At 68.2% G+C, this 21,667-nt stretch carries 25 protein-coding genes and 1 other RNA gene; 12 read left to right on the top strand and 14 right to left on the bottom strand.

What is annotated here, in order from left to right:
- Window position 1: 1 nt before the first annotated feature.
- The 3 genes from RMP08_RS05430 to RMP08_RS05420 form a co-directional block, all read right to left on the bottom strand.
- Window positions 2-391, bottom strand: a complete 390-nt coding sequence (locus RMP08_RS05430) for a cupredoxin domain-containing protein (protein ID WP_310467978.1) — start codon at window positions 389-391, stop codon at window positions 2-4.
- A 68-nt stretch (window positions 392-459) separates the two neighbouring features.
- On the bottom strand, window positions 460-1,356 hold the full coding sequence (locus RMP08_RS05425; protein WP_310467977.1) for an alpha/beta hydrolase: 897 nt from the start codon (window positions 1,354-1,356) through the stop codon (window positions 460-462).
- Entirely contained in the window at window positions 1,353-2,075 is a 723-nt protein-coding gene (locus tag RMP08_RS05420; RefSeq protein WP_310467976.1) for a sterol desaturase family protein, read from the bottom strand. Before RMP08_RS05420 ends, RMP08_RS05425 begins: the two co-directional genes overlap by 4 nt.
- A gap of 151 nt (window positions 2,076-2,226) precedes the next feature.
- Between RMP08_RS05420 and RMP08_RS05415 the strand changes: the two genes are divergently transcribed.
- The gene (locus RMP08_RS05415) at window positions 2,227-2,895 is read left to right on the top strand and encodes a TetR/AcrR family transcriptional regulator (RefSeq protein ID WP_310467975.1); all 669 of its coding nucleotides are present in this window, start codon (window positions 2,227-2,229) and stop codon (window positions 2,893-2,895) included.
- Between the two features lie 102 nt (window positions 2,896-2,997).
- On the opposite strand, the gene RMP08_RS05410 is transcribed toward RMP08_RS05415, so the two are convergent.
- On the bottom strand, window positions 2,998-3,405 hold the full coding sequence (locus RMP08_RS05410; protein ID WP_310467974.1) for a DUF3597 domain-containing protein: 408 nt from the start codon (window positions 3,403-3,405) through the stop codon (window positions 2,998-3,000).
- Window positions 3,402-3,872 carry a PA2169 family four-helix-bundle protein gene (locus RMP08_RS05405; RefSeq protein ID WP_310467973.1) on the bottom strand — a complete coding sequence of 157 codons (471 nt, stop codon included), beginning with the start codon at window positions 3,870-3,872 and terminating at the stop codon, window positions 3,402-3,404. The genes RMP08_RS05410 and RMP08_RS05405 overlap by 4 nt, the downstream gene beginning before the upstream one ends.
- A 146-nt stretch (window positions 3,873-4,018) precedes the next feature.
- On the opposite strand from RMP08_RS05405, the gene RMP08_RS05400 reads away from it, so the two are divergent.
- From RMP08_RS05400 to RMP08_RS05375, 6 genes are all read left to right on the top strand, one after another.
- Window positions 4,019-4,537, top strand: a complete 519-nt coding sequence (locus RMP08_RS05400; RefSeq protein WP_310467972.1) for a RidA family protein — start codon at window positions 4,019-4,021, stop codon at window positions 4,535-4,537.
- A 14-nt stretch (window positions 4,538-4,551) separates the two neighbouring features.
- The gene (locus RMP08_RS05395; protein ID WP_310467971.1) at window positions 4,552-6,141 is read left to right on the top strand and encodes an FAD-dependent oxidoreductase; all 1,590 of its coding nucleotides are present in this window, start codon (window positions 4,552-4,554) and stop codon (window positions 6,139-6,141) included.
- 87 nt (window positions 6,142-6,228) lie between these two features.
- Window positions 6,229-6,993 carry an energy transducer TonB gene (locus tag RMP08_RS05390; protein ID WP_310467970.1) on the top strand — a complete coding sequence of 255 codons (765 nt, stop codon included), beginning with the start codon at window positions 6,229-6,231 and terminating at the stop codon, window positions 6,991-6,993.
- Window positions 6,994-7,150: 157 nt separating this feature from the next.
- Complete coding sequence (locus RMP08_RS05385; protein ID WP_310467969.1) at window positions 7,151-8,269, top strand: serpin family protein; 1,119 nt, start codon at window positions 7,151-7,153, stop codon at window positions 8,267-8,269.
- A gap of 59 nt (window positions 8,270-8,328) precedes the next feature.
- The gene (locus RMP08_RS05380; RefSeq protein ID WP_310467968.1) at window positions 8,329-9,087 is read left to right on the top strand and encodes a methyltransferase; all 759 of its coding nucleotides are present in this window, start codon (window positions 8,329-8,331) and stop codon (window positions 9,085-9,087) included.
- Entirely contained in the window at window positions 9,084-10,400 is a 1,317-nt protein-coding gene (locus tag RMP08_RS05375) for a dicarboxylate/amino acid:cation symporter (protein ID WP_310467967.1), read from the top strand. The genes RMP08_RS05380 and RMP08_RS05375 overlap by 4 nt, the downstream gene beginning before the upstream one ends.
- 372 nt (window positions 10,401-10,772) lie before the next feature.
- On the opposite strand, the gene RMP08_RS05370 is transcribed toward RMP08_RS05375, so the two are convergent.
- Window positions 10,773-11,525: a LytTR family DNA-binding domain-containing protein gene (locus RMP08_RS05370; protein ID WP_310467966.1), complete on the bottom strand. Its 753-nt coding sequence runs from the start codon at window positions 11,523-11,525 to the stop codon at window positions 10,773-10,775.
- Entirely contained in the window at window positions 11,518-12,726 is a 1,209-nt protein-coding gene (locus tag RMP08_RS05365) for a histidine kinase (RefSeq protein WP_310467965.1), read from the bottom strand. The genes RMP08_RS05370 and RMP08_RS05365 overlap by 8 nt, the downstream gene beginning before the upstream one ends.
- A 167-nt stretch (window positions 12,727-12,893) precedes the next feature.
- Here RMP08_RS05365 and RMP08_RS05360 point away from each other — a divergent pair, with 167 nt between their 5' ends.
- A complete protein-coding gene (locus RMP08_RS05360; RefSeq protein WP_310467964.1) occupies window positions 12,894-13,118 on the top strand; it encodes a hypothetical protein in 225 nt (74 codons plus the stop codon).
- 196 nt (window positions 13,119-13,314) lie between these two features.
- Complete coding sequence (locus RMP08_RS05355; RefSeq protein ID WP_409049773.1) at window positions 13,315-13,866, top strand: hypothetical protein; 552 nt, start codon at window positions 13,315-13,317, stop codon at window positions 13,864-13,866.
- Here RMP08_RS05355 and RMP08_RS05350 read toward each other — a convergent pair.
- From RMP08_RS05350 to RMP08_RS05335, 4 genes are all read right to left on the bottom strand, one after another.
- Entirely contained in the window at window positions 13,863-14,345 is a 483-nt protein-coding gene (locus RMP08_RS05350; RefSeq protein WP_310467963.1) for a 5' nucleotidase, NT5C type, read from the bottom strand. The two genes, RMP08_RS05355 and RMP08_RS05350, sit on opposite strands and share 4 nt — an antisense overlap.
- Window positions 14,346-14,723: a hypothetical protein gene (locus tag RMP08_RS05345; RefSeq protein ID WP_310467962.1), complete on the bottom strand. Its 378-nt coding sequence runs from the start codon at window positions 14,721-14,723 to the stop codon at window positions 14,346-14,348.
- A gap of 25 nt (window positions 14,724-14,748) precedes the next feature.
- Complete coding sequence (gene murC, locus RMP08_RS05340) at window positions 14,749-16,137, bottom strand: Mur ligase family protein (RefSeq protein WP_310467961.1); 1,389 nt, start codon at window positions 16,135-16,137, stop codon at window positions 14,749-14,751.
- Between the two features lie 197 nt (window positions 16,138-16,334).
- Window positions 16,335-18,059 carry an amidohydrolase family protein gene (locus RMP08_RS05335; protein WP_310467960.1) on the bottom strand — a complete coding sequence of 575 codons (1,725 nt, stop codon included), beginning with the start codon at window positions 18,057-18,059 and terminating at the stop codon, window positions 16,335-16,337.
- Between the two features lie 84 nt (window positions 18,060-18,143).
- Here RMP08_RS05335 and RMP08_RS05330 point away from each other — a divergent pair, with 84 nt between their 5' ends.
- Complete coding sequence (locus RMP08_RS05330) at window positions 18,144-18,956, top strand: LD-carboxypeptidase (protein WP_310467959.1); 813 nt, start codon at window positions 18,144-18,146, stop codon at window positions 18,954-18,956.
- A 74-nt stretch (window positions 18,957-19,030) separates the two neighbouring features.
- Entirely contained in the window at window positions 19,031-19,306 is a 276-nt protein-coding gene (locus tag RMP08_RS05325) for an SWIB/MDM2 domain-containing protein (RefSeq protein ID WP_310467958.1), read from the top strand.
- 82 nt (window positions 19,307-19,388) lie between these two features.
- Here RMP08_RS05325 and RMP08_RS05320 read toward each other — a convergent pair whose 3' ends face one another.
- From RMP08_RS05320 to RMP08_RS05310, 3 genes are all read right to left on the bottom strand, one after another.
- On the bottom strand, window positions 19,389-20,108 hold the full coding sequence (locus tag RMP08_RS05320; RefSeq protein ID WP_310467957.1) for an extensin family protein: 720 nt from the start codon (window positions 20,106-20,108) through the stop codon (window positions 19,389-19,391).
- Window positions 20,108-20,854: an NUDIX domain-containing protein gene (locus RMP08_RS05315; RefSeq protein ID WP_310467956.1), complete on the bottom strand. Its 747-nt coding sequence runs from the start codon at window positions 20,852-20,854 to the stop codon at window positions 20,108-20,110. The genes RMP08_RS05320 and RMP08_RS05315 overlap by 1 nt, the downstream gene beginning before the upstream one ends.
- Window positions 20,855-20,944: 90 nt before the next feature.
- On the bottom strand, window positions 20,945-21,235 hold the full coding sequence (locus tag RMP08_RS05310) for a hypothetical protein (protein WP_310467955.1): 291 nt from the start codon (window positions 21,233-21,235) through the stop codon (window positions 20,945-20,947).
- A gap of 120 nt (window positions 21,236-21,355) precedes the next feature.
- Between RMP08_RS05310 and ssrA the strand changes: the two genes are divergently transcribed.
- Window positions 21,356-21,667, top strand: a transfer-messenger RNA (tmRNA) gene (ssrA, locus tag RMP08_RS05305); the annotation flags it as partial.

Below are 21,667 nucleotides of genomic sequence, written 5' to 3'. Positions count from 1 at the left end.
CTCACTCGACCACGATGCGTGTCTTCATGCCGAGCAGCGAGTGGCCGAACTGGTCGCAGTGCAGTTTGTAATTGCCGCGCGCGGGGATCAAATCGATCGTCGCGCCGCGCCCGGCGGCAAGCTGGATGGCGCCGCCCGGCACGCGCCCGCGGATCATCCGTGCGGCGCGGAAAAAGCGCGGCGCGGTGAAGTCGTGGACCTTGCCCGCGCGGTTCATGATGACCAGCCGCACCGGCCGCCCGGCAGCCAGCCGGATCGGGTCGGGCGCGAAGCTGTGGCTGGTCAAGGTGACGGTCACCGTCGGCTGGTAGGTCAGTTGCTTTTTTGCGGACGCCGGCGGGGCCAGCGTGAGCAGGGCCGCGGCAAGGGCCGCGAAGCGAAGCGGGCGCATGAGCACCTCCATCTGCTGCGAAGGCCCGGCATAGCAGATTTATGACGGTTCGGCGACGCGCGTGCCGTTTATCGGGCGAGGAAGGCGTCGATGACGCGGCCGAGCTCGGCCGGGCGTTCCCACAGCGGATTGTGGCCCAAATCGGCGAACACATGCGCCTCGGCGCCGGGGAACGCCTTGACCAGCGACGCGTGGTGTTCAGCCGGGAACAACGGATCCTTGCCGCCGGACAGGATCAGCACGGGTGACTTGACGTCGGCGGCGTGTCGACCGACCGGCACCAGAGCGAGTTCGCGCATCACCCCGCGCCAAACGTGCAGCTGGACGGCGAGCAGCTCGTCCATCCCGGCCGTGGCAAAGGCCGGGTCGATCGGCGTTGGCTGGTTCGACGGGTGCCATTCCTTCATGAACGGCGAGTTCGGATCGAGCGGGGCCTTGAGCGCCGAGACCTCGTCGAACAGCCAGTCGCCGCGCTTGACCGGGACCAGCGCGGTTGACCCGATCAGGACGATTTTCGAGACCCGCTGCGGATGGTCGGCGGCCAGCGAGATGGCGATCATCGAGCCCATCGAATGGCCGGCGACGGCCGCTTTGTCGATCCCCAGCGCGTTGAGCAGCAGCCGCGCATCTTCGGCCATCACCGAGGTCGCGTAGCAACAGGCCGGGGCATCGGCCGCGCCGTGGCCGCGCTGGTCGGGGATGATCAACCGGTAGCCGTCGAGGTACGGCGCGATCAGCGACCAGCTGCGGCTGGTGTCGGTAAAGCCATGGAGCAGCAGGAGCGGCGCGCCCTTGGGGTCGCCGAGCTCGACATAAGCCAGCTTGACCCCGTTGGGCAGCTGCACCGTGCGCTTGTGGCTGGCCCAACTGGCCTGGTCGACCGGCGCCGCGGCGAACGCGGCGGGCGCGCCGATCGCGCTGAACACCAAGGCGAGCAAGGCGAGGGCGAAGCGGACGCGGCTCATGCGATCACCTTGCCGGCCAGCATCGGCCCCACTTTGCGCGAGCCGCCGTCGAAGAAGCCGACCTCGCCGGTGAAGTCGGCGGGGTTGTGGAAGGTGCCGAACAGGATGTCGAAGATCGGCAGGTCGCCGTAATTGCGGGCATGCACGCCGCGCTCGTGGTGCGCGCTGTGGCTCTCCGGGCGCTGGATGACATAGCCGAGCCAGCGCGGGGTGCGGATGTTGGCGTGCTGGAACAGCCCCATGAAGGTGGCGACGAGGTTGATCACGATCCCCGCCTCGGCGCTGACCCCGAAGCCGAGCACCAGCGCCAGGCTGCCGACGAAGGTGAAGCCGAGCGTGTCGAACGGGTGGAAGTACAGCGCGCCCCAGATGTCGATGCGCTCGGCGCTGTGGTGCATCTGGTGGAACCAGCGCCACAGCAACGGCGTGTTGTGCATCGTGCGGTGCCACGCGTAGATCCCCGCCTCCAGCGCGAGGAAACCGCCCGCGATCTGCGCCCACAGCGGCAGCGTGTCGGCGGCGAACAGGCGATACTGGCCGAGCCAGCCGTCCCAGAACAACGGCGCATAGGTCGCCAGCGCGAGGTACAGCAGCATGAAGCCCGCGCCCTTGAGCCGCCAGCGGGTGACCGCCGGGAACTGCCGCCCGCGCGCCACCAATTCAAGCAGCGCGAAGCCGGCAAACAGCCCGAGCGCGACATAATGGTAAAGCCCAATCATTTCGTCCCCCAGATGTGCGAGAAATTGTGGGGCCATTTTTACCGGCGCGAGCGCGGGGCATTCTAGCAGGCACGCGGTCGGTTCGACAGGGCTTGGGAGTTGCCGAGGTTTTCGTGTAACTTAGCGCCCGCGGACAAGAGGACGGACGGCGATGGTGCAGAAGCTGGTCGAGAAAACCGGACCCGCGGTACAGTTGGACCCGGGGCCGCAATCGAAGGGCGAACGGACCCGCGAGCGGATCATGGACATCGCCTATCTGGCGATCGTCGAAAAAGGCTTTGCGGCGACCTCGATCGAGGAGCTCGTAGAAGCCGCCGGCATCACCAAGAGCGGCTTCTTCTACCATTTCAAGGACAAGAACGACCTCGCCCGCCAGCTGTTCGACCGCTTCCTGACCGAGGACGAAGGCATCATCGACACGCTGGCCAAGCGCGCCCGCGAGCTCAGCGACGACCCGCTCCAGAGCCTGCTGATCTTCCTCAACATCTACGCCCAGATGATGGACGACATGGAGGTGCTTCACCCCGGCTGCATGGTCGCCTCGATCACCTACCAGGAGCGGATGTTCGACGCCGAAGTCAAACAAATGAACGTCGATTATCTGCTGCGCATGCGGCGGCGGTTCGCGGTGTGGTTCAAGGAGATCGCGGCCGACCATCCGCCCAAAGGCGACGTCGATCTCGACGCGCTGGCGGACAATCTGACCGCCATCGTCGAGGGCGCGATCATCCTCTCGAAAGCGCTCAACGACGAGGGGCTGATGGGGCGCCAGACGCGGCTATTCCGCAACCACGTCAAGCTGATCTTCGGCGCGCGCTGACATCCGCGCGCTCGGGCCGGGCGCACAAAAAAGGCGGGGCGGCGGTACTGGTGCCCGCCGCCCCGCGCCCTCCCCGGATCGATCCGGGTCAGTCGGTTGGAATTAGTCGGTCAGGTTCGACGGCACCTTGCCGCCGTTCTTGGCCAATTCCTTCATGACCGCCTTGTGCAGCCAGATGTTCATCTCGGCGCTGCCGTCGGTGGCGCCGGTGTAGCCCAGCTCGGTCGCCAGTTCCTTGCGGTTGTCGAGGCTCGAATCGATCCCCAGCAACTTCATCAAGTCGACGATCGAAGTCCGCCAATTGAGGTCCGGATTGCCCTTGTCGGACTGGATCTGGGTCAGCACCTGCTCGACGTCGACGTCCTGCATGGTGGTGCCCGGAGCGGGAGACGCGCCCGGAGTCCCGGCCGGCGGCCCGCCATCCCAGCCGGCGGGGATCTGCGGCCGGTTGCCCGCGCCCGGATCCATGCGCCCGAAGATGGCGTCCTTGATCTTACCGAAGATGCTCATGCGTTGGTTCCTTCCATGCCGTGCTTGAGCGCGCTCATCTGGTCGTGGCCCGATTTGACCGACTGATAGGCGCGTTCGATCACGCTGCGGGTTTCGCTGCTCAGTGAATCCAGGCCCAGCGCGGTCTCGAACTTCTCCTTGAGATAGTCCTCGCCGCGCTCGACTTCGTTGATCACCGCCTGCGTGTCGCGGCCCATCACCGCCGCCTTCAAGTCGAGGAAGCGCTGGTGGGTGGCACCGAGGAACGAGCCGTCGTCCTCGGCATTGCCGCCGAGCCGGCGCACTTCGGCGCGCAGCTCCTCGACCGCCTGGTTGCGCTCGGTCGCGCGCGAGCGGAACTGCTGCTGGAGGTTGCTGTCGCCCTCGATGTTGGCGGCGGCGTCCTCGAAGCCCTTGACGCTGTCGATCAGCGTCGCGGTCAGCGTGTTGAGGGTGGTGATGTCGTCCTTGCGGATATCGTCGGTCATCGAACTCTACTCCCTTGATGAAACCGTTTATCTGAAGGCAACAACGCACGGCGCGCCGGGGCGATACCGCAGGCCCGAGCTTTTTTGAGGCGCAGGGCGCGATTCCCTGTCATCCTGCCCCGATCGGGGGCCGGGGGGCGAGTCGCATGCGAACAATCGGTGTCGCCGCGCTGGGTGCAATGCTGGCGGCCTGTGCCAGCGCGAGCGCCGCTACCGCGGGCGGCGAGGTGGTGCGGATCGGCGCGCCCGATTCTCCGATTTCCGGCTCGGTCGCGGTCCTCGCGGATGCCGAGCTGGTCTACATCAGCGGTACCGTGCCCGACGCCGTCGACCCCGCTGCCCCGGCCGGCTCGGTCGCGCGCTTTGGCGACACCGAGGCGCAGACCCGCTCGGTGCTGGGCAAGATCGAGACGGCGCTCGCGGCGCACGGGCTGGGCCTGGGCGACGTCGTGATGATGCGAGTGTTCCTGGTCGCCCCGCCGGGCAAGGCGCAAATGGATTTCGGCGGCATGATGCGCGCCTATCGCGAGCGGTTCGGGACCGCCGCCCAGCCCAACAAACCGGCGCGCTCGACGATGCAGGTGGCGGGGCTGGTCGATCCCGGCTGGCTGGCCGAGATCGAGGTCACCGCGGCGCGGGCACGGAGCACGACCAGGACACCATAGAGGGGGCACAGGGAATGGCGATCACGCGGCGCAGGCTGCTGACCGATCTCGGCGCCGTCGGCGGCGCCAGCGCGGTGTTCCTGGCGATGGAAGCGATGGGGATGGCGCGCCAAACCCCCGCCGGCGCCGAGCATTTCTCGCTTCCTCCCGGCAGCGGCAACGGCAAGCGCGTGGTCATCCTCGGCGCCGGCATCGCCGGGCTGGTCGCGGCCTACGAGCTTCAGCGCGCCGGCTACGCCGTCAGCATCTTGGAAGCGCGCGACCGCGTCGGCGGGCGGGTGTGGACGGTGCGCGGCGGGGATGCGGTGGCGCAGATCGGCCGCCCGCTCCAGCGCGCCGAGTTCGACAAAGGCTTGTACTTCAACGCCGGCGCCGCGCGCATCCCGTCGACCCACCGCCTGATCCTCGATTACGCGCGTCGGCTCAACGTCCCGCTCGAGGTGATGGTCAATTCCAACCGCGGCGCGGGGTGGGACTTCGGCGGCAAGGTGGTGCGCGAAGGCCGGATGCTGCGCGACATGGACGGCCGCATCGGCGAGCTCCTCGCCAAGGCGATCGACGGCCGCGCCCTCGACCAGGCGATGCCCAAGGGCGAGCTCGAGGCGTTCCGCCAGTTCCTTGCCTTCTACGCCGGGCTCGACCGCCAGGGCCGCTACACCCCTGACGGCCGCTCGGGCTATGACGTCGAGCCCGGCGGCTATGCGCGCGAAGGAAAACCGCATCCCGCCATGGCGCTCAATCAATTGATGCCCAAGTCGATCGCCCCGTTCGGCAGCGCGGCGATGCCGTTCCTGTTCGAGCATGTGTTCGACATGGCGGCGCCGATGCTGCAGCCGGTCGGCGGCATGGACCGCATTGCCGAGGCGCTCCACGCCGAGGTCCGGCCGCTGGTCCGCTTCGCCACCCCGGTCACCGCGATCCGCCGCGCCGGGGAGCGCGTGCGCATCGAGCACCGCGGCGGCACGACCGAGGCCGATTATTGCGTGTGCACGCTGCCCGCCAACCTGCTCTCGCGGATCCCCAGCGACTTCTCGCCGCCCAAGAAAGCCGCGCTGCAAGGCATCGACTATCTGCGCAGCGTCAAGGTCGCGTTCGAGGCGCCGCGCTTCTGGGAGACCGACGATTACCTCTACGGCGGCCTCGCCTGGACCGACCGCCTCAACGAAAATCTGATCTATCCGTCGGACAATTTCCACGCCGAGAAAGGCGTGCTGGTGGCGGCCTATGTCGCGGGCTGGACCAACCCCGGCAACCCCGACCGCTTCGCCAATCTGAGTAACGCGGAGCGCCTGCGGATCAGCGCCGAATCGGTCGAGGCGCTGCACCCGGGCAAATCGCGGCTACTGGGCAAGGGGGTCAGCGTCGGCTGGGGCATGGTGCCGTGGTCCGAAGGGGTCGGCGCGATCGGCCCCAATTGGGACGCCACCGGCCGCACCGCGCGCTACGCCGAGCTGCTCAAACCCGAAGGCCCGATCACCTTCGCCGGCGAGCATCTGTCCTATGTCGGCCTGTGGCAGGAAGGCTCGGCGCTGTCGGCGCACGAGGCGCTCAAGCTGATCCAGGCAATGGCGGCGGAGAAGGCTGGCGCGGCGCAGGCGGCTTGAGCTAGGGTGGCCGCGCTCGGGACGATTGCGACGCGGAGAATGTGGATGCGCCGGTCCCTGACAGGCTTGGTTTGCGTGTGCCTGACCATGAGCGCCGCTGCCCGTTCCGAAGCTCCGCTCAACCCAACCGAGAAATGGGTCGTAAATTTCGACGATGCGCAGTGCGTCGCCTCGCGCAATTACGGGACGCCGCAAAAACCGCTCTACCTGGTCTTGAAGGCACCCCCCTTGGGCAAGGTAATGCAGATTGCGGTGATGCGAGCGGCCGCCGGCGGCGCGGACGAGCAGCGAGATGCTAGATTGACGATCGATGAGCGGCCACCGCTGGACGTGAGCCTACTCGCCTACACCAGCAAGTCGACGCAGCGGCGGGTGAACATGGTCAACCTGACCATCGAACAGTTCGCTCCCATGCGTCAGGCGCTCAGCCTCGCGATCGCTAGCAAGGGGCTGCACGAGCGCTTCGCGCTGACCAGCATGGATGGCCTACTCAAGCTGATGGACTCATGCGTCGCCGATCTCGTGAAAGTATGGAACGTGAACGAAGGGCTCGGTCCGACCACGACGCTGAGGTCCCGCGCAATGGGCAATGTTGCCAGTTTCTTCAGCAGTGACGATTATCCGCGGGACGCACTTTACGGCGACAACGAAGGGAAGGTTCGCTTCGTTATCTTGGTCAAAGAGGATGGCACCGTAGCGGATTGTACCCTGACCGAGACCAGCGGAGCTGCGGCGCTCGACGCCCAGACATGCGCGGTGATCCTGAAGCGGGCGAAGTTCACCCCGGCGGTTGGACTGGACGGGAAGCCGGCGAAAGATGCGCTGAGCGGAACATTGCGTTGGAAATTATGAATGTGACGCCGGACGCAGGCGTTCAGCGGGGAGCAAGGCGCGCGGCTGTCTCCTGACAACGATGAAATGGGTTGCGCCTTTGTTGCTGCTGGCCGGGTGTGCCGCAACGCCGGAGCCGCCGCCGAGCGTTTCTCCCGCTGCGTTGCCAGCTGCGGCCGTGCCGACCACGATCGGCCAATCGACCTTCGCCTCGGGCGTCGCGCTGTATCGCGAGGTCGCCGCCGAGGAGTCCGGCAATCTCGCGTTATCACCCGTCAGCCTCACCGGCGCGCTGGCGCCGGTGGCGGCGGGGGCGCGGGGGGAAACGCGCGCCGCGATCGGCCGCGCGATGGGGTTTGGCGCGGGCGACGTGCTCGCCCCGACGGGCGCGATGTTGCGCTCGCTGGCGGAGAAACGCGCCGGGGGGCGGGTCGATATCGCCAACGCACTGTGGCTGGCGCACGACCTCACCCCCAACCCCGAATTCGTCGCCGCCGCCAGGAGCGAGCTCGACGCCGAGGTCGCGACACTCGATTTCCGCCAGGGCGCGGCGGCCGCCAGGCGCATCAACGCCTGGGCCAAGGCCAACACCGAGGGCCGCGTGCCCCACGTCATCGACCCGCCGTTCGACGCCACCCGGCTGGTCATCACCAACGCGGTCTATCTGCTCGCCGACTGGGCCGACCAGTTCGACGCCACCGCCACCCGCGCCGCCGATTTTTTCGCGCCGGGCAAGACCGTCCAGGCGCCCCTGATGCACCGCATCGGCGACTATCGGATGGTCGACGACGGCGACGCACAGATCCTCGATCTGCCCTACGCCGACGGCCGCATGAGCCTGAGCCTGGTCCTGCCGCGGAAACGCGACGGCCTCGCCGCGCTCGAGCGCCGCCTATCCGGCGACGACCTCGCCCGCCGCCTCGCCGCGCTCGACTCCGCGCCGCTGCGCCCGGTCGAGGTGCGCATCCCCAAGGCCGAGTTCTCGGGCTCGTTCAGCCTCAACGGGCCGCTGATGGCGATGGGCATGGGGATCGCCTTCACCGACCAGGCCGATCTCTCCGGCATCGCCAACGAGCCGCTGGCAATCAGCCGCGTGCTGCAGAGCACCTTCCTCAAGCTCGACGAAAAAGGCACCGAGGCCGCGGCGGTCACCGCGGTCGACATCATGGTCACCGGCGCGATGTCGTTCGAGGGCCCGCAATTCCGCGCCGACCACCCGTTCCTCTTCGTGCTCCGCGACCGGCCGACCGGCGCCTTGCTGTTCATCGGCCGCGTCGCCGATCCCACCGCGCGCTAGAGGCTGGCGCGGCGCGCGCGTCAAAGCTAGTCACTGGCGCGACAGGTGGGAGAAATCACATGCGCGCACTGGCTTTGGCGATCGGACTGGCACTTACGGCGGCGCTGCCCGCGGCGGTCCACGCCGCGCCCGCCGATGTCGCGACGGCGCTCGCCGCCCCGGGGCGCACCCCCGACAACGTCAAGCTCGACGCCAATCGCAAGCCGGCCGAGATCCTCGCCTTCATGGGGCTCGAACAGGGCATGCGGGTGATCGATATGTTCGGCGGCAACCGCTATTGGGCGGAGATCATCGCCCCCGCGGTCGGCCCCCAGGGCCAGGTCATCGTGTGGAACCCGACCCAGTTCCTCAACGATAAGCGCAAGGCCGATTTCGCCGAGTTCGCCGGGCGTCAGGGCAATACCGCGTTGATCTACACCCCGTTCGAGGCGCCCGCGCTGGGCACCAACGCCTACGACTTCATGATCATGAATCTCGATTATCACGACGTCTATTGGCAGAGCGAGGAGCGCAAGATCCCGCGCATGGAGCCGCAGGCGTGGCTGGCGCGGCTGTTCGCGGCGATGAAGCCCGGCGCGATCCTCGCCATCATCGACCATGCCGCGGCGCCCGGCGGCGACACCCGCGAAGTGGTCGAGAAATTGCACCGCATCGACCCCGCGGTAGTGCGCGCCGATTTCGAGCGCGCCGGGTTCGTGCTGGAAGGGGAGAGCGACCTGCTGCGCAACCCCGCCGACGACCATAGCCTGCTGGTGTTCGACGAGAAGATCCGCGGCAAGACCGACCGCTTCGCGTTCAAGTTCCGGAAGCCCAGTTGAGCGAACGCGCCGAAGCCGCCGCCGCGCAACCAATCCAGGGCGCGCGGGCGTGGATCGTGCTGTCCGCGCTCGCCGCCGGGCTGGCGGCGGGGGCGTTTGCGTCCTCGCTCGGCGATGGCCTGCGCGAGCCGGCGCTGCGCGCGGCGTCGATGGTCGGCGGGCTATGGCTCGACGCCTTGAAGATGACCGTCATCCCGCTGATCGTCGCGCTGCTGGTGACCGGGGTCGCCAAAGGCGCCGAGGCGGCGCGGGCGGGGCGCATCGCGGGGCGCTCGATCCTGTGGTTTTTCATCGTGTGCACCTCGTCGGCTGTGTTCGGCGCGGTAATGATGCCGCTGCTGCTCGATCTCTTCCCGCTGCCGCAGTCCGCCGCCGATGCGATGCGCGCCGGTCTCGCCGCGCTCGATCCCGGCTCGGTCCCCGACACCGTGCCCCAGGTCGCCGATTTCTTCCGCACCATCATCCCCGCCAACGTCGTCGCCGCCGCGTCCAATGGCGACGTGCTGCAGCTGGTAGTGTTCGCCTTGCTGTTCGCGCTGGCGATCACCCGCATCGACGCCGCCAAGCGCCGCGCCATCGTCAATTTCTTCGACGCCATCGCCGATGCCTTGCTGGTGGTGATCGGCTGGGTGCTGTGGGTGGCGCCGCTCGGGGTGTTCGCTCTGGCGTTCGCGGTTGGCGCGGGCGCCGGCGGCGCGGCTTTCGCCGGGGTGCTCCATTACATCGTTTTGGTGTCCGCGCTCGGCATCCTAGTCACGCTTGCCGCCTACGTCGTGGCGTGGCTCGCCGGCGGCTACAGCCCGCTGGCATTCGGGCGCGGCATGATCGCACCGCAGGCGGTCGCTATTTCAACCCAATCGAGTTTGGCCTCGCTCCCCGCGATGCTCGCCGCGGCGCGGCTGATGGGGGTCAGCCAGCGCGTCGCCGACGTCACCTTGCCGCTCGCCGTCGCCTTGTTCCGCGCCACCGGCCCGGCGATGAACATCGCGGTCGCCATCTACGTCGCGCACTGGCTCGGGATTGAAATCTCGACCGCCAACATGGTGGCCGGGATCGCGGTCGCGGCAGTGGTCAGCTACGGCGCGGTCAGCCTGCCCGGGCAAATCAGCTTCTTTACCTCGATCGCGCCGATCGCGATTGCGATGGGGGTGCCGCCCGGACCGCTCGCCTTGCTCGTCGCGGTCGAGAACATCCCCGACATCTTCCGCACCGTCGGCAATGTCACGATGGATGTCGCCGCGACCACCGCGGTCGATCGCAGCGCGGGCAAGGGCGATCGGGACGGGGACGGCAAGGCCGACGCGGCCAGCTGACCGCCGTTCGTCGAATCGCCGCCGCACCAACGCCGTTCGTCGCCCGATCCCGCCCGCCGCCGAACCGGCCGACGCTCTGGTCGAGCGCGCGGCGACAAGCGTCGGGCCGCGTCCTACTCCCTCAAATGCGGCGCGAAACAGGCCCTCGTCCCTCAGGAGGGTTCGCGCCGCACCCTTTGTTAAGTGGAGTTTCGAGATGAAAATGCTGGTCATGATGGTGGCGGCGACGGTGTCGGCGATTTTGGTCCTGCCGACCGTGGCCCAGGCTGCCGCAGTCTCGGCCGCGCTGATTTGAGCGTGTGGCCCACCCGTGCGTCCGGCCGCCGGTTCAGCATCGTGCCGGCGGTCGGGCGCACTTGATTTACGGAGAGTTCAGCGTCCTGCGATGCTGCGCACGCGGTCGGCATAAAGCCGCCCAACCGGCTGCTCGTTGCCGTCGCCCAGCCGTGCGATCCACCGCCCCGACGGGTTGCGCGTGAAGCCGGTGATGAAGTCGCGCCGCACGATCGCCGAGCGGTGCAGGCGGACGAACAGTTCGGGGTCGAGCCCTTCCTCCAGCGCGGCCATCGAATGGTGGATCAGCCAGCTGCGGCGGCCGACGTGGAGCCGCATGTAATCGCGCTCGGCCGACACCCGGTCGACATCGCGCGCGGCGATCCGCACCAGTCCCGTCAGGTCCGACGCCCAGAACTCATCGAGCCATTGCGAGCCTTTGCGCGCGGGCGGGGCGCCGTCGCCGCTGCGCCGTTTGACGTAGGCGCGGGCTCGGCCGAGCGCGCGCTGCAACCGCGCCGGGTCGACCGGCTTCATCAGATAATCGACTGCGGCGACCTCGAACGCGGCGACCGCGAACTGGTCGAACGCGGTGACGAACACCACCGCCGGTGCCGGGCGCGCCTCGGCCAAGGCGCGCGCCACGTCGATCCCGTCGAGCCCCGGCATGGCGATGTCGAGCAGCATCACGTCGGGCTCGAGCGCCTTGGCCATGCGCACCGCGCTGTCGCCGTCGCTGGCGGTGCCGACGAGGTCGATCCCCTCGCACCGCGCGAGCAACAATTGCAGGCGCTCCGCGGCGAGCGGTTCGTCGTCTGCAATGAGGACTTTCAGCTCGGTTTCGTCACCCATCGGTCCGGTCCAGCGGCAGTGTCATCGCGACACGATAGCCGCCGCCGGCGAGCGGGCCAAATTCGCAATTCGCGGCGCGCCCGAAGCGGGCCTGCAGCCGCTGGCAGACATTCTCGAGGCCGAGCCCGGTGCCATGCAGCTCGTCGTCGAGGCCAGGCGACGGCTTGCCGCTGTTGCTGACCTCGATCGTCAGCCGCCCCGGGCCTGCCTCGCGCGCGGAGATCTTGAGGGTCACCTTGTCGGTCGTCGGCGAAACCCCGTACTTGATTGCATTCTCGACCACCGGCTGGAGGATCAGCGCCGGCAGCCGCGCGCTCTCGAGCTCGGGCGGCACGTCGATCTCGACCTTGAGCCGGCGCGGGAAGCGCACCTTCTCGATGTCGAGGTAGAGTTTCTGCAGCGCGATCTCCTCGGCCAGGCTGATGTCGGCCGAGGCGTCGAGCGACAGGCTCGAGCGGAAGAAGGTCGACAGCTTGAGGATCATCCCCTCGGCCTCGCCCGAGCGGTCGGACATGATCAGCGACGACAGAGAATTGAGCGTGTTGAACAGGAAGTGCGGATTGACCTGGTAGCGCAGCGCGCGGACCTGGGCGGCGCGCGCGGCGCTTTCCGCTTCCGCCGCGCGGCGCCGGGCGCCGAGCGCGTCGGCCTGCGCCAGCATGGCGATGTAGAACGCGCTCCACGCGGCGAAGAAGAACGACCAGGTCACCGCCATGTCGAGCGCGATGCGGAACTGGTCCCACTGGTGGAGCTGGGTGACCCGCGGCCAGGTCAGCACCAGCGGCTCGGCGCCGTCGCGCTCGATCCTCATCTCGTTGCCGGTTTCGACCACGGTATAGCCTTCGCGCGAGGTGAAGCGGAATTCGTCCTGCGGCTTGTCGAGGAAGCTGTCGGCGCCGATCAGCAGCAGCGATTGCGACGCGCCCGCCAGCAGCGAGGCGATCAGCCCGATCACGATCCGCCGCTTGAGGGTGGCCCCGCCCGCGAGCAGCGACAGCACGACATAGATCACCGCGGTCAGCGTAATCCCGAACGCCAACGAGTAAGCGCGGTTGAGCAGCACCGTGCCCGGGTCGTGGCCGAGGAACGCGCGCACCACCACCGTGGCGTAATAGAACAGCCAGAAGCCGAGGATCGATTTCAGCGCCAGCGGCCAGTCGGCGAAGCGGCCCGAGCGGTAGGATGAGGAATCTGCGTACATCGCCCTCTTCTACCGGCGCGGGCGGCGCCGGGGCAATCGCTGACACCGGTGTTGGCAGAACGGGCGCCACCGCCGGTCGAAACATGAACGCCAGATGTATCGACCAGCGCAGGAACGGCGCGCCCCCTCTATCGTTGACGGACTAGACTCTGACCCAAGGAACCACCGTGAACGACGACCGCCCCGACACGCCGCCAACCGACGCCCCGCCCATCGTCACCCCCGCGCCGCCCGAGCGCGGCCTCGAGCGCAAGCTCAAGGACAATCCCGACGATCTCGACACCAAGGTCGACATCGGCAGCGACCAGTCGATGGACGCCTCCGATCCGTCGGCCGCGGTCCAGCCCGGCCAAAGCGACAAGCCGGCGCCCTCGTCGACCTTCCCGGAATAGTTGCGCAACCGTCACGGAATCGTCACTGCGTTGCATTAAATCAACACTCGCGCCGCATAGTGTGCCCGCGTGAGATATTTACATTGCCGCGCCCCTCTCCCTCTGATTCAATCCTGAACAAGGGGTGGGTCAGTGGTTAAGCGTTTAGAAACCACACCGGCCGCATGACTCCCCCGAGGCAATAGGAGTCGGGTTGATGATCACGCGGACCAGCCAGCCGGCAAGCGGCGCGATGCTGATCTCGGAGATGAAGGAGTTCGCGGGGTTCCCCAAGGCGACCCAGCGTTACATCCGCCGCTCGCTCGACGTTGCCTACGGCCGCCGCGACGCCATCGAATGCTGGTCGCGCGATGAAGGCGAGAGCGCCTCGATCCGCGCCCAGGCCCGCCTCTACAAGCAACTCGATCACCTGCGCATGCAGGTCCCCGACGACAGCGGGCTCGACATGATCGACCCGTTCATCGGCATGCTGATCACGCTCTCGGCGTTCGACCTCGGCCAGGACCGCCTGCCCAATTTCGCCGCCTACCGCTTCCTCTACGAGCGGCTGATCGGCGCATCGGCGCGGCCGTGGCTGCCGTCGGCGTTCTGCGCCGCGGCGTCGCTCCCGCACCTCCACCCCGATCGCCGCCGCGTGCTGCTGCAGTCGATCAGCGAAAGCGCCGCGACCGCCCCCGGCTGGTCCAACCGCGAGCCGGTGTTCTGGCCGGAGTGGGTCGAGAAAGTCGACATCGCCGCCGCCGCTTAGGCTGGCGACTTCACGCCCGGAAAAATCTCGGCCAATTGACGGATGCTGTCCGCCGCGCTGACGTGGTGGACGAAGATCACGCCGGCATCCTCATATGCCGCGCGATGGTTCTCGCGGTCGTCTACCAGCACGTCGCCGCGCGCCATATATTTGTGCTTGTCGCGCGCCATGCAGGTGATGATCGGCACCCCGGGGAAATGCTCGGTCGCCCATTTTTCCTTTTGCGGCGCCGCCCATTTGCCCAGCGGCAGGCCGGTCAGGATGGTCGGCTCCAAATGCGCGACCGCGTCGAACAGCTCGCGCGCGTCGGGCATCTCGGGCAAGGTCGCGTAGAAATCGGGCGCATTGGCAAGCCGCTTCCAGAACGCGCCGCGTCCCTTGCGCGCTTCATACTGGCGCGGCGTCATCCCGAGCAGCGCGGTCGCCCCGGCATCGAAATCGGCGAGCACGCCGTCGCAATCGAGGAACAGCTTTGGCATTCAGAACCGCGCCGGCTCGAGCGTCACCGCGACCGCGCTGTCGAGATGCGTCCAGCCCAGATCGCGCAGCACGTCATTGCTCTCGACCGCCTTGCGCCCCGGCCCGAGCGACCAGGTGATGTGGTAGGTCGAGCCGTCGGGGCGGTCGGTCGTCCCGTCGATCTCGACCACCATGCACTCGACGCCCTTGCCGTCGTCGCCGCGCCCGACGATTCGCGCCGCCACCTCGCGCGGCAGCGGCGTCTTGGCGGTCGCCCCGACCCGCAGCGTGACATGATCGGCGACCACCTGGCCGTAGCGCGGCTTGAAGCGCGCCAGCAAAGCATCGCGCTCGTCGCGCGGCACTTTCCACCCGGTCGCGCTGCCTGGTTTGGCCATGGTCGCCCGACGCCGGACGCGCGGTTCAGTTCCGCCGCGCCAGCCGGTCGACCAGCTCGGCGGCAAAATCGGACAAGGTGTCGTCGCGCGCGCCCATGATGACGATGCGGTCGCCGGGCTTCGCTTCGGCCACCAGCGCCTCGCCGATCGCCGCGCGGTCGGGGATATGGCGCGCCTGGGGGCCGATCGCGGCCGCCAGCCAGTCGGTCCCGCGCGCCTTGTCCACTGTCCCGCCGTGATAGACCGGGTCGGGCAGGAACAAGATGTCCTCGGCGGCCAGCCCGCGCGCAAAACTCGCGGCGAGCTCGTCGCCCATCTTGGCCAGCGGGCCGAAGCCATGCGGCTGGAACATCACCAGCAGCCGCCCCGGCTGGGCGCGCAGCGTTGCCAGCGTGGCGTCGATCTTGTCCGGGTTGTGCCCGAAATCGTCGATCACGGTAACGCCGCCCGCGGTGCCGACCGTCTCCATCCGCCGCTTCAATCCGGCGAACCGCGCCAGCGCCGCGGCCCCGTCAGCCAGCGGTACGCCGAGCGCGCGCGCGGCACCCAGCGCGGCGAGCGCATTCGAGGCGTTGTGGCGGCCCGGCACCGGCAGGCTCACCGCGTGCCGCTCGCCATCGCTGGTCACCGAAAAGGTCACCCCGTCGGGCAGCAGCTCAAGGTTCTTGCCGAGCAAATCGGCGCCCGGGCTGTCGAAGCCGTAACCGATGCGTTTGTCGGCGGTCACCAGCTCGGCCAGCGCGCGCGTTTCTGGATCGTCGAGGTTGAGCACCGCTTTCTTGGCCGCGCCGAGGAACCCCGCGAACAGCCCGCGCAATTCGTCCATCGATTTGTGGTCGAGGCTGATGTTGGTCAGCACCGCGACCTCGGGCCGGTACAGCGATATCGACCCGTCGCTCTCGTCGACCTCGCTGACGAACAATTCGGGGTCCCCGACCAGCGCCGACGCGAACGGCGCCGACGGGGTGACGAAATTCTTCATCACCGCGCCGTTCATCACCGTCGGCTGGCGATGGCAGGCGTGGAGGATCCAGCCGATCATCCCGGTCACGGTCGATTTGCCGCTGGTCCCGCCAACCGCCACGCTGCGCTGCGCCGAGTTGAGCAGGCGGGCGAGGAATTGCGGCCGGGTGACATGCTCGAGCCCGAGCTCGCGCGCGCGGACGACGTCGGCAATCGTGTCCTCGACCGCCGCCGAAGTGACCAAGGTCATCCCCGGCTGCAGCCCCGACCCGTCCTGTGCGAACAGCGATATGCCGAGCGATTTCAAATAATCGAATTTTGGCGCCAGCCGCCCGGCGTCGAGCGAACGGTCGGAACCGGCAACCCGCCCACCAGACGCGCGCACGATCGATGCCAGCGGCAGCATCCCACTGCCCCCGATGCCACAGAAGAAGATGTCGGTATCACTCATTCGCGCGGCCCTATTGGGTCGAGTCCACGCTGGCTAGAGCGTAACTTTCTTCCCCGTTCACCCGGACCAAACCCTCCCGTTCGTCCCGAGCGAAGTCGAGGGACTATGCCGAGCGCAGCCGAGGTTTATTTTCTCGACTTTGCTCGGACGCGTGTCCCGACGTCGCTCGACACGAACGGATTTATTGGTCCAGCCGTCTACTTGCACGCCCCGCCGCCGGGCCAGCCGGTCCACCCCGGGCCGCGCACCACCCGGCCCGGCTTGGCTCCGGTATGGGCGCCGCCGCGCATCACCTGAACCCCGTTGACGAATACGTCGCGCACCCCGGTGGCGAGCTGGTGCGGCTTGGCGAAGGTCGCATGGTCCTTGATCGTCGCCGGGTCGAACAGCACGACATCGGCATAATAGCCGGTCCGGAGCGACCCGCGCTCGCGCAAGCCGAGGTTGGCGGCGGGGAACGAGGTCAGGCGGCGGATCGCGTCGGGCAGTGTCGTGGCCTTCTCGTCGCGGACATATTTGCCCAGCAGCCGGGCGAACGTTCCGTAGGCGCGCGGGTGCGTGCTCGACTTGAGGAACACGCCTTCGGGCGCCATCGACGCCGCGTCGGAGCCGAAGCTCATCCACGGCAGGCCGATCTGGCGGCGGACATTGTCCTCGCTCATCCCGAAATAGACCACCTGGATGCGGGTGCCGTCGGCGACGATGAGGTCGGCCGCGACCTCTTCGGCCGGCTTGCCGCGTTCGCGCGCGACCTCGCCCAGGGTACGCCCGGTGAGCGGCTTGAGCGCGTCGGTCTTGAAGCCGACCAGCAGCACCTTGTCGGGTTCCTCGACCACCAGCTTGGTGTTCTCGGTCGCCTTGGGGCCGCGCATCTCGGCCAAGGCGCGGGCGCGGGTGCTTTTGTCGCTGAGCCGCTCGACCCACGCCTCGAGCCCGCCGTCCTGCACCCACAGCGGGAACGCCGCGTCGAACCCGGTCGAGCTTGCCGGGTAAGTGTACATGTCGGCGGTGATCCGAAGGCCGGCCGCGCGGGCGGCGTCGACGCGCGCGATGGCGGCGTCGATCTTGTCCCAATGGGCGCGCCCCGACTGCTTGAAGTGATAGATTTCAGCCGGCGCGCCGGAGCGGCGGGAAATCGTCACCAATTCATCGATTGCCTCGAGCAGCTTGGGCCCCTCGTCGCGCATGTGGCTGATGTACATGCCGCCGCATTTGCCTGCCTCCTCGGCCAGCGCGACCAGCTCGTCGGTCTCGGCGAAATTGGCCGGCGCGTAGATCAGCGACGAGCCGACCCCCAGCGCGCCTTCCTGCATCGCAGCGCGGACCAGGCCGCGCATGCGCTCGAGCTGCGCGGGCGTCGGGTCGACATCGCTCTCGCCGAGCTCGTGGATGCGCACCGAAGTCGCGCCGACGAACGAGGCGATGTTGGTCGAAATCCCGCGCCGCTCCATGTGGTCGAAATAGCCGCCGAGCGTGGTCCAGCTGATGTCATATTTGATGTCGCCCTGGCGTTTCAGCTCGAGCGCTTTCATTTCGGGCGTCAGCGGGCCCATCGATTCGCCCTCGCCGAACACGTCGAGGGTGACGCCCTGGTGGATGTCGCCGAGGCCGCGGCCGTCCTCGATCAGGCTGACCGGCGCCCAGCTCAGCATGTTGATGAAGCCGGGCGACACCGCCAGGCCCGTCGCGTCGAGCGTCTGCCGCCCCGGCGCCGGCGCGCGCGGGCCGACAAACGCGATGCGGTCGCCGTTGAGCGCGACGTCGCCGACGAACGGCGCTCCGCCCGAGCCGTCGTAGATCGTCCCGCCGCGGATCACGACATCGAATGGCGCGGCCGTGACAAGCGGGGCGGGGGCGGGGGCAGGGGCGGTGGCGCACCCCGCGGCGAGCAGGCCGAGGGCCAGGATAAAGCGGCGAGCCATGCGGCAATCCCCCATTTAGACGCTGGTCAGTGGCGGCAGGACTGCCCTATTTGTCGGGCGAGCGCTATGGCCAGTGGGGGCGGGATGAAGATTGCGGTGGTCGCCCCGAGTTGCGCGCTGAGCCGCGATGCCGCCGCGCAGGTTGCGGCGTTGGCTGCCGCGCGCGGCGATTGCGAGCTCGTCATCCACCCGCAGTGCTTCCTCAGCGACGGCCACTTCGCCGGCAGCGACCGCGAGCGGCTCGCCGCTTTGCGCGAGGTGATGGCCGACCCGACGGTCGACGCGGTATGGTTCGCGCGCGGCGGCTACGGCTCCAACCGCATCGCCGAAGCCGCCGCCGCCGATTTGCCCGACGCGGCGCGCGGCAAATCCTACGTCGGCTACAGCGACGCCGGTTTCCTCCTCGCCGCGTTCCACAAGGCAGGCCTCACCGTCGCCCACGGCCCGATGCCGCAAGACATCCTCCGCAACGGCGGCGAATCCGCCATCGACCGCGCATTCAGATGGTTCGCGCACCGTGACGCCGCCGCGCTCGAGTCCGACCTGCAACCCCCCGCGATGGCGTTCAACCTGACCGTGCTCGCAATGCTGCTCGGCACCCCGCTCGAGCCCGACCTCGCCGGCGTTGATCTGCTGGTCGAGGAAGTCAGCGAGCATCACTACCGCATCGACCGCCTGATGTTCCATGTCACCGCCAGCGCCAACATCCGTTCGATCGCCCGCCTCCGCCTCGGCCGGGTGTCCGACGTTCCCGCCAACGACCCCGTTTTCGGGCATGACGAAGCGGCCATCGTCGCCGACTGGTGCGCCCGCGCCGGCATCGTGTTCGGCGGCCGCGCCGACATCGGCCACGACGCCGCCAACCGCGTCGTTCCGTTCGGTCCAACTCAATCTTGAGCGCAAGAGCGTAGCGCCCATTGCAAAGCCCCTGCGATTGCGCTCTACCAAGGGGGAATCAACAGGAGGGCCACATGGCAAAAAGTTCGACGGGTACACCTAGGAAAGCAGGCGGCGGACTGGCCCGCCCGGTTCAGCCATCGGCGGAACTTGCGGCGATCACCGGCAGCGACCCGCTGCCGCGCAGCCAGGTGGTTTCGAAGGTGTGGGATCACATTCGCAAGAACAACCTTCAAAACCCTCAGAACAAACGCGAAATCGTTGCTGACGACAAATTGCGCAAGGTCTTCGGCAAGGACCGCTGCACGATGTTCGAGATGAACAAGCATCTTTCGAACCATCTGAAATAAATCCGGCTTCAAGCCGTGATCAGGAGGGGATCCGCTGCGGCGGGTCCCCTTTTTTGTCACCGCGCGCCGCGACTCGCGCTGCTCAGCGGCACGTCGTCCAGCCGATTTGCCCGCGCCGGGCGAGGTCGAGGTGCAAATGGTCGGCGTGCGCGGCGTTGTAATCGGGCGATAATGTCGTCGCGAACAAGCGGCACGCGCCGTTACGGATGTCGCGCAGGAAGGCCTGCTTGGGCCCGCCCGCGCTCCAGTCCGCAAGAACGCTGACCCGCGTCCCGTCGGCGAGGCGGACGCCGATAATGTCGACCGCGTCGGCGGTGGCATGCTCGCTAAACGGGCCCTCGGCGCGGCCATACAGGCGGCGGCAACTATAGCTCCCGGCATGATCGACCGCGGCGACCGGCTGGCCGAAATGGCGCTGGGCAGCCGGCTGCAGCACATGGCGCTCGAACAGCAGCAAGGCCGCGGCCACCGGGCAGCTGGTGACCAGCCCGGCCGGCGCGAACGCTGCGTTGCGACCTTCACGCGCGAGCCGCATCCCGTCGTCGTATCCGCATCCGGCGACCCCCCGGCGCGGTGGCGCGGGGATATCGCCCGCGCCCGCTGCGCTCAGCAACGCCCGGCACTGCGGCGAATCGTCGCCCAGCGCGGCCAGCTTGGCGGGGGTGAAGCGGCCAACCGGATGCGCCAGGTCGAGCGTGGTCCATGGCACGTCCTGCGGGTGACGGCGGACGTAGTCGCGCGCCCACCAGCCGCCGAGCGCGAGCAGCGCCAGCACCACCAGCCAGCCGAGCGCCGCGCGCATCAGCCGCCCCACAGCCCCTCGAGCTTCTCGCGCACTACCGGGTAACCGAGATCGCCGGGTATGGTGACGAACCGCTCGCCGGCCTGCTCCTCGACCCACGGGATAATCGGCTCGATCGGGTAGGCCGCCGCGTCGGCGCGGATCGCGGCCACGCTGCCGTGCAAGGCGAGCCGCTCGAGGTTGCGCCGGGTGGGGAAGATCAGCCGCGCCTCGCCGCGCTTGTCGCGCTCGAGAACCTCGTGCGCGGGCAGCCAGAACGCGCCGGTGCACTCGCCTTCGATTGCATTGGGCCGCCATTCCCCGGGCGGCGCCGCGGCAACCAGGAACAAGGTATCGAAGCGGCGCACAGCGTGGAATTTCGGCACCCACCGCGCGAACGGCGTCAGCGCGGCCGCGTCCAGCGTCAGCCCGTGCTCGTCGAGCAGCCCGGCGAAATCCGCCCCGGCCAGCAACGCCGCCTGCAGCGCCCGCGCCAATGCGGCGCCAGGCACCGGGTCGAGACCCGCCGGGACCGCGGTTTCCTCCAGCGTCTCTCGCACCGCGGCAACCGCCGCACCGCCGTCGCCCAGCCCGAGCCGCGCGGCGAACTCGGCGTCGGCCGCATCGATCCGCCCGCCAGGGAACACCAGCGCCCCCCCGGCGAACGCCATGCCCTCGGCGCGCTCGACGATCAGCAGTTCGGGCGCGGCGCCGGGCCGGTCGCGGGCCACGATCAGGGTCGCGGCGGGGATCGCGGGGTCGTTCATCTTCGCTGCGCTAGGCCAAGCGCGGGCAAAGAAAAAGCCGCCGGCCCGAAGGCGGCGGCTTGTCCCCGAATGTCGCTGCAATCAGCGAAATTACATGCCGTTGACGGCGGCGTCGGCCTCGGCCTTGTTGCCGGCGTCGACATCGGCGTCGTCGATTGCTTCTTCCTTGCGCTCGCCTTCGTCGCGCAGCGCCTCGGCCTGGTTGCCCAGCGCGTCAGCTTCGGCCTCGTTGGCGGCGTTGCCGGCCATCGCGTCGAGGTTCTCGGCGGCGGCGTCATAATTCTCCGCGACATTGTCGCCGAGGCTGTCGTCGCCCTTGCCGCCGCACGCGGCGAGCGCCAGTGAAGCGGCGCCGAGAAGCGCGAAAGACATCTTGTTCATGTGGTTCAATCCCTTTGTGATCGCTGTTGCGGCGTTGACCCTTAACAGCAGTGGCGCGACCAACGCCAGTGCGCGGGTGCGGTTCCAGCCGCGCCGCGAAACACCTTCCGGCCGCCGGCCTTCCTTGTGGAAGCGATGGAAAAACCCTATCTAGGGCGCGCCGGGGCAACTCGGCTATGTCGGTAGAGTGTTGAGTGGAATAGGCATTTCGGACCCGGGGGGCAGTACCCCGGCGCCTCCACCACCAGCCGCGGGTGCTTCGGGTTTATCGACCGGGAACTCCGCTGCTGCTGATGGGGGCGAAACAGGATCGACGAGTGCAATAAAGTCTTAGCTGCCGACCGGCCTGAATGCGCCGTAAAACCGTTCATAACCACAAGTGCCAACGATAATGAGGCGCTCGCAATTGCTGCGTAACTGACGGCCTAACGG

The organism is Sphingomonas sp. (assembly GCF_031426035.1).
In the GTDB taxonomy this organism is placed as follows: domain Bacteria; phylum Pseudomonadota; class Alphaproteobacteria; order Sphingomonadales; family Sphingomonadaceae; genus Sphingomicrobium.
Note: the sequence above shows the minus strand (reverse complement) of the source record. Positions and strands in the feature narration are given on the sequence as shown.